The 15,078-nt window shown below is 58.2% G+C and carries 12 protein-coding genes; 4 read left to right on the top strand and 8 right to left on the bottom strand.

The genetic code is table 11. The features are described from left to right. Nucleotides 1-170 precede the first annotated feature (170 nt). The 5 genes from truB to RIKMI_RS13385 all read right to left on the bottom strand — a co-directional run bounded on the left by truB (nt 171) and on the right by RIKMI_RS13385 (nt 5,639). Nucleotides 171-923, bottom strand: coding sequence for a tRNA pseudouridine(55) synthase TruB (gene truB, locus RIKMI_RS13390; RefSeq protein ID WP_051214410.1), 753 nt, complete (start codon nt 921-923; stop codon nt 171-173). An 8-nt stretch (nt 924-931) separates the two neighbouring features. Further along, nucleotides 932-1,717, bottom strand: coding sequence for an undecaprenyl-diphosphate phosphatase (locus RIKMI_RS0107375; RefSeq protein WP_027291079.1), 786 nt, complete (start codon nt 1,715-1,717; stop codon nt 932-934). Next, nucleotides 1,718-2,005 carry a DUF3098 domain-containing protein gene (locus tag RIKMI_RS0107370; RefSeq protein ID WP_027291078.1) on the bottom strand — a complete coding sequence of 96 codons (288 nt, stop codon included), beginning with the start codon at nt 2,003-2,005 and terminating at the stop codon, nt 1,718-1,720. A gap of 338 nt (nt 2,006-2,343) precedes the next feature. Next, nucleotides 2,344-3,195 carry a cell division protein FtsX gene (locus RIKMI_RS0107365; protein WP_027291077.1) on the bottom strand — a complete coding sequence of 284 codons (852 nt, stop codon included), beginning with the start codon at nt 3,193-3,195 and terminating at the stop codon, nt 2,344-2,346. Further along, nucleotides 3,192-5,639, bottom strand: coding sequence for a YfhO family protein (locus RIKMI_RS13385; RefSeq protein WP_037291682.1), 2,448 nt, complete (start codon nt 5,637-5,639; stop codon nt 3,192-3,194). Before RIKMI_RS13385 ends, RIKMI_RS0107365 begins: the two co-directional genes overlap by 4 nt. Nucleotides 5,640-6,906: 1,267 nt before the next feature. Between RIKMI_RS13385 and RIKMI_RS0107350 the strand changes: the two genes are divergently transcribed. Together RIKMI_RS0107350 and RIKMI_RS0107345 are read left to right on the top strand one after the other, a co-directional pair. After that, entirely contained in the window at nt 6,907-7,452 is a 546-nt protein-coding gene (locus RIKMI_RS0107350; RefSeq protein WP_027291075.1) for a chromate transporter, read from the top strand. Nucleotides 7,453-7,455: 3 nt separating this feature from the next. Continuing rightward, nucleotides 7,456-7,977: a chromate transporter gene (locus RIKMI_RS0107345; RefSeq protein ID WP_027291074.1), complete on the top strand. Its 522-nt coding sequence runs from the start codon at nt 7,456-7,458 to the stop codon at nt 7,975-7,977. Here the strand turns inward: RIKMI_RS0107345 and RIKMI_RS0107340 are convergent. The 3 genes from RIKMI_RS0107340 to RIKMI_RS0107325 all read right to left on the bottom strand — a co-directional run bounded on the left by RIKMI_RS0107340 (nt 7,971) and on the right by RIKMI_RS0107325 (nt 12,061). Next, entirely contained in the window at nt 7,971-8,408 is a 438-nt protein-coding gene (locus tag RIKMI_RS0107340; protein WP_027291073.1) for a Fur family transcriptional regulator, read from the bottom strand. The two genes, RIKMI_RS0107345 and RIKMI_RS0107340, sit on opposite strands and share 7 nt — an antisense overlap. A gap of 923 nt (nt 8,409-9,331) precedes the next feature. Continuing rightward, a complete protein-coding gene (locus tag RIKMI_RS0107330; protein WP_027291071.1) occupies nt 9,332-10,657 on the bottom strand; it encodes a sensor histidine kinase in 1,326 nt (441 codons plus the stop codon). Nucleotides 10,658-10,690: 33 nt separating this feature from the next. Further along, a complete protein-coding gene (locus tag RIKMI_RS0107325) occupies nt 10,691-12,061 on the bottom strand; it encodes a sigma-54-dependent transcriptional regulator (RefSeq protein WP_027291070.1) in 1,371 nt (456 codons plus the stop codon). 214 nt (nt 12,062-12,275) lie between these two features. On the opposite strand from RIKMI_RS0107325, the gene RIKMI_RS0107320 reads away from it, so the two are divergent. Both RIKMI_RS0107320 and RIKMI_RS0107315 read left to right on the top strand, forming a co-directional pair. Next, nucleotides 12,276-13,616 (top strand): TolC family protein, encoded by a 1,341-nt coding sequence (locus RIKMI_RS0107320; protein ID WP_027291069.1) that lies wholly within the window; start codon nt 12,276-12,278, stop codon nt 13,614-13,616. Nucleotides 13,617-13,784: 168 nt separating this feature from the next. Continuing rightward, nucleotides 13,785-15,035 (top strand): efflux RND transporter periplasmic adaptor subunit, encoded by a 1,251-nt coding sequence (locus tag RIKMI_RS0107315; protein WP_027291068.1) that lies wholly within the window; start codon nt 13,785-13,787, stop codon nt 15,033-15,035. Nucleotides 15,036-15,078: the final 43 nt, after the last annotated feature.

Raw genomic sequence — 15,078 nt, 5'->3', positions numbered from 1 at the left:
GCCTGTTAAAATGAACCGTTGAGCCGGACGCCCGGGCAGGCGGCATCGCGGCGCGTAAGCGGCGTGTTACGGTCTACGCGGACGTCCGTCCCGCGCGGCTCGCGATGCTCGCCGCTACAAACCGAAATAAACACAGTGCCGAATAAACGAGCGGTAAAATATATACGGAATTATACCGGATTTGTTTCATCCGTTTTCACGACAGGGAACAATCGGGCCTGCAAATCCTCCAGCGAGATACAATCCTCCGCCCGGAATCCGCCGCTGCGCACCCGTCTGAGGGCCACCAGATGGGCACCGCTCCCCAACCGTTCGCCCAGGTCGCGCGCGAACGAACGGACATAGGTCCCTTTGCTGCAAACGATACGCACCTCCACCCGCGGAATCTCCGGCAAACCGCAAGATTCGACCTGCGCCGAATAGATCGTAATCGACGCTTTGCGCATCTTCACCTCCTCGCCTTCGCGGGCATACTCGTACGCCCTCCGGCCCTCCAGTTTTTTGGCCGAATAGAGAGGCGGCTCCTGCTCCTGTTCCCCCACGAACCCCCGCAGCACCTCTCCGACCTGCTCCGCCGTGATATGCTCCCAGGGATAACGCGCATCCACCGGATGTTCCAGGTCGTAGCTCGGCGTAGTGGCCCCCAGTTCGACCGTCGCCAGATACTCTTTCTCTTCGGCCTGTAATTCGTCCACCCGTTTGGTGGCCCGTCCCACGCAGACCAGCAATACGCCGGTAGCCAGCGGGTCGAGCGTTCCGGCATGCCCGACCTTGATTTTGCGATGCCCCAGTTTGCGCATCAGGGTCCGCACCTTACGCACCACGTCGGTCGAGGTCCACCCCAGCGGTTTATCGACCGGAATCACCAGCCCTTCGGCGAACGGGTAGTCCGGCCCCCATGTTTCCAGTAAAGTTTCTGCCATGTGGAAAATTATCCGAGAGTAACGGCCACGGCGCCGGCCACGGCGCAATAAAGGGCGAACCACCACAGTTTGCCGCGGCTCACGATACGGATCATCACTTTGCAGGCGAACAGGCCGGACAGGTAAGCCGCCAGGAATCCCGCCGCCAGCGCGTAACCCGATATGCCCGACGCCGCGGGCGAAAATTCGCCTTTCACCAGTTCGAGGAAAGCTTCGCCGAGAATCGGCACCAGCACCATCAGGAACGAAAATTTAGCCAGTTGCGTCTTATCGTCGCCCAACAGCATGCCGGTCGCGATCGTGGAGCCGGAACGCGAGATGCCGGGAATCACCGCCACAGCCTGCGCCAACCCGATGACAAAAGCGTCTTTGACGGTAATGTTCCGCGTTTTTTTCGGTTTGACGAAATGGGTCAGCAACAGCAAGGCGGCTGTCACGAACAGCATGCAGCCGACAAACCGCACGCCGTTGCCGAACAGGGCTTCGACCTGTTCTTTGAAAAACAGGCCGACCACGGCTACCGGAATCATCGAAACGATGATCCTGACCAGGTATTTCGATTCGGGATTGGCCCTGAACCGCAGCCCGCCACGGAGCAGTTGCAGGATCTCGCCCCAGAATACGGTGATGGTGGCCAGCACGGTGGCGGCATGCACGAGAATGGCGAAAGTGGTATTGTCCACATCGGTACCGAGGATATTCCCCAAAATGACAAGGTGCCCGGACGAACTCACGGGAAGAAACTCGGTCAGCCCCTGGAGCAGGCCGAGCAGGATGGCGTCGATGGTTCCCATTTATTCGTTTCCGGAATCGGCGTTGTCTTTCGTTTTGTCTTTCGGACGGTACATGATGGCGTATATCCCGAACAGGAACCCGGCCAGCAACAGCACGGGAGCTACGTACAGCCTCCGGAAGCTGAACATACCGTAATCGAACTGGGTGGCGGGATCTTCGCTGCCGCCGCCGCTGAGCAGGATAAAACCGAGAACGATCGCGGCGATCCCGCACAAAATCATAACGTAATTGCGTTTGCCGAGCGGCATAGCCGGATTTTCGACCGGAACCGGCGCCTGTTTCTTCATATCGTCTGTTTTTTAATTCGATCGTTATTTGTACGTCTGTTTCATCGGGCTGGAGGATGCTGTTCTCTTTGTGAACAAAGAGAACCAGAAAAACTTCCGAACGCATCCCGTTGGGATGCTAATACCGTGGCAGCCCCGATTTTGTCATGTGGGAAGGGGCGGTTGTACAATGATACACGCCCATACCGCCCCTTCCCGCATGACAATTCGAGGGTAGTTACAGCGTGGCTGCCCGAAGGGCGGCCTCTGGAAAGTCTTTTTGGTTCTTTTTCTTCAGAAAAAGAACGGTTGTCTCAAACCCGAAGAACAGGTATTCAAAATAAACGATCGGTTAACTATCAATCGGTTTGTCGGACATAGCGGTTTACCGCCAGCGCCGTAAAGGTAGTGCAAATGAGCACGCCCGCCAAGACCATCGCGCTGAAAAGCAGCGCGAACGTATCCCCGTCCGCCACCAGCTTCACATCCGGCATCACCTCCGACAGCCCGTCCGCGAACAGATACAGCAGCCCCGACGCCAGCACACCGGCCACCACCCCCTGCGTAAAGCTGCGCAACACGAACGGCCGCCGGATAAACCCCGGCGTCGCCCCCACCAGTTTCATCGTCGCTATCGCCTGCCGGCGCGACGCCACCGCCAGACGCAACGTGTTCGAAATCAACATCACCGTCACCAACAGCAGGAAGCCGCCCAACCCCAGCAGGATGACATTCAGGCGGTTCAGATTCCGCATCACCGCCTCTACGATTTTCTGCTGATAGACCACCTCCTCGACCCCCTGCCACGCACCGCACTCCCGTTCCAGGCCGGCCAACTCCTCCGCATCCGTATATCCCGGATTGAGCGTCAGTTCATACGATGCCGGCAACGGATTCTCACCCAGGAAATCCACGAAATCCGTCCCGATATACGCCTGAAAATCCTTCGCCGCATCGTCCGCAGAGATATAGCGCCACGTCGCGATAGCCGGATGCATCCCCATCCGTTTCTCGATCGCGGAACGCTGAGCCTGCGTCACCGTGTCCGACAGCATTACCGAAAAGCGCAACTCGCTCCGTACCGCCGAGGTCGAAGAGTAGGCATTGATCAGGATATAGCCCACCACCCCCAGCAGCAACAGCACCAGCGTCACGCTGACCGTCGCCACCGAATAGTCCGCCTTGAGTCCGCCGCGCCCCGCCATCATCATTCGCCCCCGCCCCGTTTACGGTTCCGGATGCCGATGCCCGCCAGCAACCCCAGCGTACCGAACAGCAAGATCGCCGACGACGCCCGCGTAATTCCCGCCAACAGCCCGAAATGAGGCGCCGAGAAGCTGAATACCACCGTATGTTCGCCCGCCGGTACCCGGATCGCCCGCAAGACGTAATCCGCCCGGAAATACTCGGCCGGCCGGCCGTCAATAGTCGCCGTCCAACCTTTCGGATAGTAAATCTCCGACAGCACCGCCACCCCGTCCCGCGCGGCGCGCGTCCGGTACGTCTGCCGGTTCACCCGGTATTCCGTCAGCACGACGGAAGCCGTGCTGTCCGCCGCGAAGTCCAGCCCTTCCAACTGCGGGGCGAAACGCCGGTCCACGACCGCCGTGGTACGCGGATCGAACCCGCCTCCCCTGCCGTCGCTCTCCAGCGCCGCGATCTCCTGATCGGCATTTTCCACCCACGCGACGCTGTCCACGAACCACGCGCTGCCGCAGGCATACGGATTCTGCTGTACCGCCGGCCGGCCGTCGCTGCCCGGCACGATGAAATATTTGGTGTTCAGCATGTCGTACACCGCTCTATTCTCTTTTCTGAGATGGTGATCGATCAAATCCTGATAACGTCTCAGTTTGGCCGCATGGTAGCCTCCCACGGAACGGTGGTAACGGGAGGTGGTGGCATCCGTGAACGGATCGAGCGTAAAGTTCGCCACCCGGTAGTCCGTCGTATCCTGTAAAATGAGCTTGTCCGCTTCGGTCATCGGAATGGCCAGCGCCTGCCGTTTCGGATGGAAATCGTCGGCCGAGACATACCGTTTGTCCACCGGGAAAAGGTCGGCCGCCACGATCACGCACAGCCCCGCCACCAATCCTCCTTTCCGGACCTTATCCTTCATGAACAGCCACACGAGGGCCGCCGTCAGGACGACGAACAGCAGCGAACGGAAGGCATCCGTCCGCATCAGCGACACGCGTTCCTCCTGCATCGCCGCCACGATCTGTTCAGGCAGTCCCATCGCCTCGTCGTTCGGCCCTGCGAAACTGCCGAACATCGGCCCGAAGACCCCCACCAACAGGGCCAGCCCGCCCACGATCAGCAACGACCATTTCCAGCCGTTCCGCATCCGTTTTTCGTCCGCCCCTTCGCGCGTCCAGAGCCGGGCCAGCCCCAGCACCGCCAACAGCGGCACGGCCCACTCGACGATCACCAGAATCATCGACACCGTGCGGAACTTATTGTACATCGGGAAGTAATCGAGAAAAAGATCGGTGAACCACATCATATGCCGTCCCCACGCCAGGAATATCGCCAGCACGGAAACCGCCGCGATCCACCACTTCTGGCGCCCGTCCAGCACGAACAGGCCGAAGACGGCTAGAAACACCAGGCAGGCGCCCAGATAGACCGGCCCGTCGGTCGAAGGCTGGTCGCCCCAGTACGAAGGCAGGTTCCGTTCGAATCCTTTGGGCACATCGTAGCCGCGCAGCGACTTCGCCACCTCGCCGTCCGCACCGAAATCGCGGCCGCCGCCGTAGAGATTCGGGACCAGCAGGTTCAGCGTTTCGAGTTTGCCGTAACTCCAAGCCGTGACGTAGTCGCGGTCGAGGCCGCCCGTATGGTTGTCCGTATTCACCGTCGCCTCGGTCAGCTCGCTCTTGCCGCGCGTGGTCTCCGGCGTATGCTGGGCCACGTAATAGAGCTGCACGAGGTTCGCCCCCACCGCCAGTGCGGCGGCCAGCAGGAGCAGGGCCGTCGTTTTGCCGAACCGGGCCAGCGCCTTCCCTTTATACGCGACGATAAATTCGTTGATGACCAGCGCCAACAGCACGAACAGGAAATAATAGGTGATCTGCGGATGGCTGGTCGAGATTTCGACCGCGGCGAACAGTCCGGCCAGCGCCGCGCCGAGCCACATACGTTTTCGGTAGGCGTACCATACGGCCCCGACCATCGGCGCCACCCACGCCAGGGCCATCATCTTGGTAATGTGCCCCGCGCCGATAATGATGATGAAATAGGACGAAAGCCCGTAGCCCAGCCCCCCGACCATGGAGAGCCACGGATCGACGCCGAACATCAGGAGCATCAGGTAGAAGCCGGCCATGGCGATGAAGATCCACGAAGCCGGCTGGCCGAGGATATAGAGATGGTCGGCCGCGTTCTTGACCCAGCGCCCGTCGTAATTCATGTTGATCAGGTAGGACGGCATGCCGCTGAAATTGCGCCCGGCCCACTGGGGGTGTTCGCCGTAGCGGTCGATGTGCTGCTGGATGTCGCTCGTAACGCCGCCCAGCATCACCATATCGGTCTGCCGCAAGGCTTTCCCTTCGTACTGGGGTGCGAAAAAGACAGCCGAAACGACCGCGAAAAGGGCCAGGGCTACGATATGAGGCAGCGCTTTCCGAAGAAAGCGGGAGAAGCCGTTCTGCATGACAAGTCGGAATTTGGGGTTAAAAGTACGTTTTTTCGGGCGATTTCGCAACCGGCCGCCCTCCGGGGCCGGCAGACGCCGCCGGACGGACGAACGGCCCGTCCGGCAAAACGCCCTGCGTTAGGCCAAACCGCAGGAGCAATCCGGCCATTCTCCCGCCAATATCGGCTCGCTTTGCAAAACCAGTCTTTTATGTTATTTTTATAGCTGAGCATTTCCGGATTCCGTCGAAGCGAGCGAACGTTCATTAAAAACCCTTTGCCTATGAAACGTCCGGCGCTGTTTTATGCATTTTCGGCATTTTAGGGGCCGCAAGCGTATTTTGGACCTGCCGCAAGGAGCTGCGGGAAGAGGCCGCCGACCGGTATGCCGCGGCGCAGCTGCTCGGCGATACGGAACTGTACGGTAACGGGCCGTCGCTGTACTCGCTGCACATCGAAGCGCCGGAAATCACGGCTACGGCCTGCCAGACCGGCCAAATGCAAAATTGCCAATGCAAAATGAACGGGGCATTGCCCTGCAAATGCCTGGGGTCGGAAACCGAGCAGCAGAAAGATACCATTAAAAAGGAGGCGACGCCTCAGAGAGGTGGCGGCGGGCCGACGGATATACCCAAACCTCAGCAGGGCCAGAAACACCCTTAATCATGCCATCACCGCTAAAACGCGCGAGGGAGAATCCGGCCAATGGGATACATTTCTGAAAGAGTCCGACGGTAAAGGGGTGGAATACGGCATGTCGATGTACCTGATTTCTCAAGGGCAGACAACCGTATACGGATTTATGCCTATGACAACTGGTACGGCAAATTATGTGGATATAGGTCACTATTACTCAGAAGGAGGCATCACTCATACGGTAGCCAGTTTCCACACCCATACCAATGGATTACCCCCCAGTGGACTTGATGTTACCGAATTAATTAGTGACCAATTTAAGTCCCAATACAACGATGTCTATGTGATTACCGGCAGCGGATCGTCGCGCATGGTTTATGTCCTGCATGTGGAAGACAGGGGCATGATGACCTCCAGCAGGGGATGGGTGGATGCCGACCCGAACACCCATGCTTTCACCAGCGGGTCGATGGCCGGCCATCATTACGAAGAGGCAATGAAGAGATTCGAAAGCAGTCGTTACTCCGAAGCGGACTGGCAGGCCCATGCCGGCCTGTACCCCGGCGACATATTATCCCGACACCGGAAAAGCGCATTTGTAACCCCGGCCCGATCTTCGTACATTTGCCGCCGGACCGAAAACCGCCTCTATGTTCCGCCAACTGCTCACCCTGTTCGCCTCGTTCTTCAAGATCGGCTGCTTCACCTTCGGCGGCGGATACGCCATGATCCCCATTATCCGGAAAGAGGTGATCGACAAACGCCGGTGGGTAGAAAAAGAGGAGTTCATCAACCTGCTCGCCGTCGCCCAGTCGGCTCCCGGCCCCATGGCCGTCAATGTCTCGATCATGGTCGGCTACAAAATCTTCCGTACCCGCGGCGCCGTCGCGGCATTTTTCGGCACCGTGCTCCCCTCGTTCATCATCCTGCTGGTCATCGCCGTATTCTTCTCCCGTATCGACGAGAACCCGACCGTAAACAGCATCTTCAAAGGGATGAGGCCGGCCGTGGTAGCCCTGATCCTTCAACCCGTCTTCGCATTCGCCAAAGGACTGAAATACTGGGAATACGGCGTATTTATCGTCATAGCCGCGGCCATCTGGCTGCAAATCTCCCCCGTATGGTTCATCGCGGGCGGCATAGCGGCCGGAGCCGGACGAACTTACTGGAAAACGAAACGCCCCACACGACCGTAAGCCATGCTATATCTCCAACTGTTTCTGACTTTTTTCAAGATCGGCCTGTTCGGTTTCGGGGGCGGATACGCCATGATCTCGCTGATCCAGACCGAAGTGGTGACCGACCACGCATGGATCAGCAGCGCCCAATTCGCGGACATCATCGCCATCTCCCAGGTAACGCCCGGTCCGATCGCTATCAACAGCGCGACCTACATCGGCTATACCGCGACCGATTCGGTGTGGGGTTCGGCTCTGGCGACTTTCGGCGTATGCGCCCCTTCGCTGATCATCATGCTCATCGCCTCGCGTTTTTACCTGAAAATGAAAGACAATCCGTATGTGGCGCAAGTGATGAAAGCGCTGCGACCGGTAGTGATCGGGCTGATTCTGGCCGCCGCGCTCCTGCTGCTGACTCCGGATAATTTCATCGACTGGAAAAGCTATGTGATTTTCGGAGCCGTCCTGATAGCTGCCGTGCGCAAGGTGAGTCCCATTCTGCTGATCGTCCTCTCCGGCGCAGCCGGGTGGCTGCTCTACTGACCCCGACGGGATTTGTCCGAACACTGCGCACAGATGCCTTTCATCACGAAGTTCACGCTCTCAAGCGTAAATTTCTCCGGCAGGGCGATGTTCGGGATCGAGATATGTTCCATACAATAGGTATTCCCGCACCGGTTGCAGTGGAAATGGACATGCAGATCGCCCAACGCGCACTGGCAGTCGTCCCGGCAGACCGAATATTTGACCGTCCCCGAACCGTCGTCGATGCTATGGATAAGATGATGTTCATGGAAAAGGCGGATTGTCCGCGACAATGTGGACTTGTCCACGGTCGCCAGCTCTTCCTCCAAGTCCGGCAGACTGAATGCGGACGTGTGCCCGATCATCGCACGGAGCACCATCGTCCGGATCGCCGTCGGTCTGATTTTCCGCAAGGCGAACATCTCTTCGATATGTTTTGCATCTGTCATTCGCGAAAAGGCCGTCATCCGCGCCGGTTTCCGGCACCGATATTTCCGGTCTAATATAGGCAAAATACGTCTCCCGCCCAAATCCTCCGCCCATAGGGAATACCGTACCCGGCAATTACCAGATTCCGTTGCCGCCGTCCTGCAGGAATCGGCAGGACGGCGGTTGCTGCGACATATCCGGCCGGTTTCCGGATGACGCTCTCGAAGGTCGTCCGGCAGGTATCCCGGACGGAAACCATAATACCCCCGCAGACCTCGGCCTCGTAAAAATGCAGGGGGAACATGTTTTGCCTATTCGGTTTTGCGCCATCCTTTATAGAGACAACTCCCTGTCGGAGCGTCCGGCGGCACCACGACAACCGGCGATTCTTATAAATCGGGATATTAACGTACAGTTAAATGACAGGGACATGTTTTGCGACCTTTAGGTCGCGCGGACCGCAGCCTCCCGCAGCGGAGGCCCGCAACACCAATCGCGGGAGCGATTGGTGCGTTCCCCGCAGGCTGCGCCCCTCGGCAAATAACGGTTCGGTTAAACATAAGTTTCCGCGTCAGCGGACGGGTCGGACGCCTCCCCATGGGAGGCCCGCAACCCTCGTAAACTCAGAGCGGTCTCCCGGGCGCCCGACCCGAATAAAAAATAACCGTACGGTTAATTTTGCAAAGGGCTGCAGGGACGGAACGGGCATCGCGAATGAGCGGGCTGCCGCATGGAGAGGCTGCGGTCCGACGCTGTGCGGAAACTTAGTTTTAACCCTACGGCTACTTGCACAAATCCCTCGCCTGCTTCGTGCCGTCGCTGCGGGATATTGCAAACCAGGAGTCGGAGTGCCCGCCGCCGGGCCTCGGAGGAAGACCCGGTATCGGGTAACGCTGTATATAATCACCCGATTTATATCCGTCCGGAATGACGGTTCCCCTCCCTATTTGAACGTCATGGTGAATATCGACCCTGTGCCTTCCGCCCCGGGACGGTATTTGAGCGTGCCGCCATGCAGCCGCATAATCTGGCGCGACAGGCTCAGGCCGACACCCGACCCGCCCGTTTTGGTCGTAAAGAAAGGAATGAAAATGTGGTCGGCTATTTCCGGCGGGATACTCGGGCCGTTGTTCGCCACCGTCAGGATCACCTGTTCGCGGTTGTCCACCGTAGCCGTGAAATCGATGCGCGGATTTTCGGTGTCGAGCGTCGCTTCGATGGCGTTTTTCAGCAGGTTGATGGCCACCTGGCTCACCAGCCCCCGGTCGGCATAGAGGATCAGGTCCTCCGGCTCGACCGATAACCGGATTTCCACCGGCCGCGCCCCCTCCGGAACCGTCGCCAGCGCCAGCGACCGAAGGCTCTCCATGAACTCCCTGACATAGAACAAGGTCGGTTCAGGCGCCGGCAGGCGGGTGAACTTGCGATAGGATTCGACGAACGCAATAAGTCCCTTGGCCGTCTGGCTGATGGTTTCCAGCCCCTGACGAAGCTGTTTGTCGTCCCCGTCGCCCACCCGTTCGACCAACGAGTCGCTGATCGAAGTGATCGGATTGATGGAGTTCATGATCTCGTGCGTCAGCACGCGGATCAACCGTATCCACGACTCGATTTCACGGTCCGACAGTTCGTTTTCGATATCCGTCAGGGCCAGGATTTTGAGCCGTTCGCCGCGCCGGAAGATCGAAGAGGCGTGTACCGACAAGGTAACCGAACCCCGCTCGTTATTGCACACCAGTTGACGGCTCTCGCCGGCCTCTATGTCCCGCATCAGGGCCGGAAACTTCTCGTCGAGTCGCTTCAGCTGGACGATATGCGTGAACGGTTCGATACCCAGCAGGCGGATCGCTTCCCGGTTAGTCTGGACGACATGCCCCCGCTCGTCGACGATCACGATTCCGGTAGTAACGCTTTCGAGAATCAGCTGGAAATATTTTTCCTGTTCGATCGTCTCGTCGCGGGCTTTGGTGAGCAGGCCGCGGATCCGGTTGAGGGCGGCATTGACCATCGTGTTGTCCCGTCCCGGACGGCTCTCCGTAAACCGGAACGAATAGTCGCCGTTCTCGATGGAACTGAACATGAACATCAGCTTGCGGGCATTCCAGTTATTGAAACGGATGACTCCCATGATCGAACCGACCAGCACGGCTCCCGTGAAAAAGGCGAACGCGTAATACCCGCGCTGGACGAGCAGCAGCGTAGCGGCGGAACTGGCCGCCAGCAGGAGCAGCAGGAGCAGCAGTCTGAGTGTCACCCGGTAATAGAACATGGCGGCAGTGATGGTCGCGGCGGACGGCGGCCGTTAGAGGTTGTATTTCTTGATTTTGTTGTAGAGCGTCTGGCGCGTCACTCCGAGCTGCGCCGCCACGGCCGAGAGGTTGCCCCCGTGCCGTTGCAGGGCGCCGGCGATCATCGAACGCTCCATCTCTTCGAGGGTCGTGGTGGCCACGGTCTGTTCGGCGGCGTTCCCCTCGCGCCGCGAGATGAGCAGTTCGTCGGCCGTAATCAGGTCGCCGTCGGCCATGATCGCCGCTTTCTCGATCGTATGTTGCAGCTCGCGGATATTGCCCGGCCAGTCGTGGCCGAGCATTTTTTCCAGCGCGCCGTCGTCGAAGCCGTCGCACGTCTTGCCGTATTTGGCGGCATAACGTTTCAGGAAGATCCGCGCCAAGGGCACGATGTCTTCGGTGCGCTGCGAAAGCGGCGGAATTTCGATATGGATCGTATTGATGCGGTAGAGCAGGTCTTCGCGGAATTCGCCGGCAGCCACCATCCGGTTCAGGTCGCGGTTCGTGGCCGAAATCAGCCGGATATCGACCGGGATCGCCGTATTGCTTCCCACGCGTACGATGCTGCGGCTCTGGATGGCCGTCAATAGCTTGGCCTGCTGGTGGTAGGGCAGGTTGCCGATTTCGTCGAGGAACAGCGTGCCGTTCGATGCCGCTTCGAATTTGCCCGCCCGGTCGGTGCGCGCGTCGGTGAAAGCCCCCTTGACATGCCCGAAGAGTTCGCTTTCGAACAGCGTTTCCGGAATCGCGCCCAGGTCCACCGTTACGATCAGCTCGTCCTTGCGGGCCGAGAGGCGGTGTATTTCGCGGGCCAGCATCTCTTTACCCGTGCCGTTTTCGCCCGTAATCAGGATATTGGCATCCGTGTCGGCCACTTTTTCGACGATGGCCCGCAGGCGCTGCATGGCGGGAGAAGTGCCCCAGAACATGCCGTTCTCGGAGCTTTCGGGCGAAAAGGAGCGTTTGATGTCCCCCAGCTGCTTGGCTTCGGAACGCGATTTGCGCAACGCCAGCGCCGCCTGCAAGGTAGCGACGAGTTTGGCGTTGTTCCACGGTTTGACAACGAAATCGGCGGCCCCGCGCTGCATGGCTTTCACAGCCAGGTCGATATCGGCGTAGGCGGTGAAGAGCACCACTTCGATCTGCGGATCGGCTTTCTTGACCTCCGAGAGCCAGTAAAGACCTTCGTTGCCGCTGTTGATCCCCGAACTGAAGTTCATGTCCAGCAACAGCACGTCGGCCCCCACTTCGCGCAGGGTACTGAGCAGGCGGTTGGGACTGCTCAGGGTCACTACTTTTCCGAAAATGCCGTTCAACAGGATTTCGACAGCCGTGAGCATGCTCCGGTTATCGTCCACGACGACAATGGTTCCTTCTTTTTTCATAGTCTTGCCTCGTCGAGGCGGGTGTTAGGTCGGGCAAAGATAGGGCTTTGTTGTCAAAAAAATGGACACGGGTGTCAAAAAAATAGACATTCCGGAAAATCGTCCGAAAATACAAACGTCTGACAACCAAAATCTTATCTATTTTGGCATACCCGTTGGATTCTAATGTACAGACGAATACTTCAACCAGAGCACAAGAAATACGACTTGATCTATGAAAAATCTGATTACAATCGCATTGACAGCCGGCATGGCAGTGTGCGGAGTGCAGGCGCAGGAAGCCGATACGTCGCGGATATGGAACCTGCAGGAGTGCATGCGTTATGCCATCGAGAACAGTCCGCAGGCGATCCGCCAGCAGCTGACCAACGCCAACCTGAAAGCCTCGTATCACGAAGCGATCCTCCAGCACCTGCCTTCGCTCAGCGGAAGCACGAGCGTTTCGGCCGGGTTCGGACGTAACGTGGACCCCGGGACCAATACCTACACGACGGTCAATACCCTGAGCAACAGTTACAATCTGTCGGCCGGTATCACCGTATTCAACGGTTTGCAGCTGATCAACAACACGCGGGCCGGCAAAATTTCGAAACTCCGCGGCGAAGAACAGCAGAAGCAGGTGGAAGACAACATTTCGCTGGAGACGATGCAGGCGTACTATGATTTCGCCTATACGCTCGGCACCCAGACGCTGGCCCGCGAGCAGGTGGACGCTTCGCGCGACAACCTGCGCCAGGGGCGCAGGATGATGGCCCTGGGACTGAAAGGGGTCGCGGACGTAGCCCAGCTCGAAGCGACGCTGGCCGCGGACGAATACAACCTGATCAAGACGGAAAACAACATGCGGACCTGCGAGCTGAAGCTCAAGGAGGTCATGAACTATCCGCCGGATGCGAAACTGAAGATCGATACGGCCTGGCGCTATGCCATTCCAGAAATGGACACGACCGATGCGTCCGAAATCGTCGATGTGGCGCTGGCCACCCTGCCCGACACGCGGATGTCGATGATGGACGTGCGGCTGGCCAAACTCGACCTCTCGACCGCCAAAGCGAGCCTGTTCCCGAGCCTTTCGGCATCGGCAGGGGTGGGGACGAGCTATTACAAGAACCTGAAAGAGGATGCCACAGCCTTCTCGAAACAGTTTAAGGACAACCTTTCCAAATCGGTGTCCGCGAGCCTCAGCATCCCTATCTTCGGCGGGTGGAGCCGGCAAACGAACATCGTGCGCAAACGCAACGACCTGCGCAGCAGCGAGCAGGCCCATATCGAAACGCAGCGCCAGATCGCTGTCGAAGTGGAACAGGCCGTGCTGGACCTGAACGGCGCTTTCGCAGAGCGGAAACAGGCCGAAAAGCAGGTGCAGTCCCAGTCGATGGCATACAAAGTGGCCTTGCGCAAATACGAAGAAGGGCTGCTCAGCGCGCTCGATTTGCAGACGACCGCCAACCAGCTGCTCGATGCGAAGGCGAAACTGCTCAATGCCGAAATGACGTGGCAGGCCAAACGCAAACAGGTGGACTATTACAAAGGCATCCCGCTGCTGAGCGAATGACCCGTGTCCAAATATTAGACGGCAGGTGTCTAATTTTTTGACAGTCCGGATTCGACGATGCAAACGCATTATTCAGAAAATCAACATATTGACAGCGTGGCACGAAGATGGCATCGGAAAAAGCGGATACGAAAAAACGAAAACGAAAAAATAATAACAGATACAACCATGGACAGAGTTTTAGAAAAGAAGAAAGGACTGCAAAAGAAGCATATTCCTTACGTAGCCGGCGGAGCGGCATTGTTGCTGATACTGGGCTGGCTGATTTTCGGCGACCACAGTTCGTCGCTGAAGGTGGACAGCCGCACGGTGACCATCGAGACGGCGCACCGGGGCCAATTCAACGATTACGTGCAGGTCAACGGCAGCGTGCTGCCGATCACGACCGTGCAGATCAGCCCGCTCGAAAGCGGCAACGTCGATGTCAAGGTGGTCGAAGAGGGGGCGATGGTCAAGAAAGGGGACGTCATCGTCAAACTGGCCAATCCGCAACTGAACATGGAAATCCTGACCAGCGAAGCCGACCTGGCTTATCAGGAAAACCAGCTGCGCGACACCCGGGTGAGCATGGAACAGGAGAAACTGAACCTGCAGCAGGAGCGGCTCCAGACCGAGATCGACGTAACCCGCGCCAAACGCAAATACGAGCAGTACGAAGCGCTGCACCGCGAAAACCTGATCTCCAACGAAGAATATCTCCAGGCCAAGGAGGATTACGAACTGTCGGTACAGAAAAAGGACCTGATCTATAACCGGCAGGAACAGGATTCCATTTTCCGGGCGCTCCAGGTCGATAATATGGAAATCAGCCTCGAAAGCATGAAGAAAAACATGGAACTGATCCGCCAGCGGGTCGATAACCTGAACGTGCGGGCCAATATCGACGGCGAACTGGGGCTGCTGGACGTGGTGCTCGGCCAGTACGTGGCTTCGGGGACGAAAGTGGGACAGATCAACGACCTGAGCGACTACAAGATCGAAGCGATGATCGACGAGCATTACATCGACCGCGTGAAACCGGGCCTCGAAGGCACTTTCGAACGCCAGGGCAAGAAATTCAACCTGGTGGTGAAGACCGTCTTCCCGGAGGTGCGCGACGGGCAGTTCCGCACGTGGTGCTACCTGACGGGCGAACGGCCCGACAACATACGCTCCGGGCAGACTTACAACCTCAACCTCGAATTGGGACAGCCCACCGACGCGATCATCATTCCGCGCGGCGCGTTCTACCAGACCACGGGCGGCAGCTGGATCTTCGTGGTATCGCCCGACGGGACGAAAGCCTACCGCCGCTCGGTGAAACTCGGCCGCCAGAATCCGCGGTACTATGAAGTGCTGGACGGCCTGGACGACGGCGAAAAAGTAATCGTTTCGAGCTACGAGACTTATGGCGACAATGAAGTGCTGCTGCTCAAATAACCGGCAAAATACAGTTCACATAAAATTTCGCTGTTAAAATCCG

Source organism: Rikenella microfusus DSM 15922 (assembly GCF_000427365.1).
Classification (GTDB): Bacteria; Bacteroidota; Bacteroidia; order Bacteroidales; family Rikenellaceae; genus Rikenella; species Rikenella microfusus.
The sequence above is the reverse complement of the archived record's forward strand: the minus strand, read 5'-3'. Positions and strand labels throughout refer to the sequence as shown.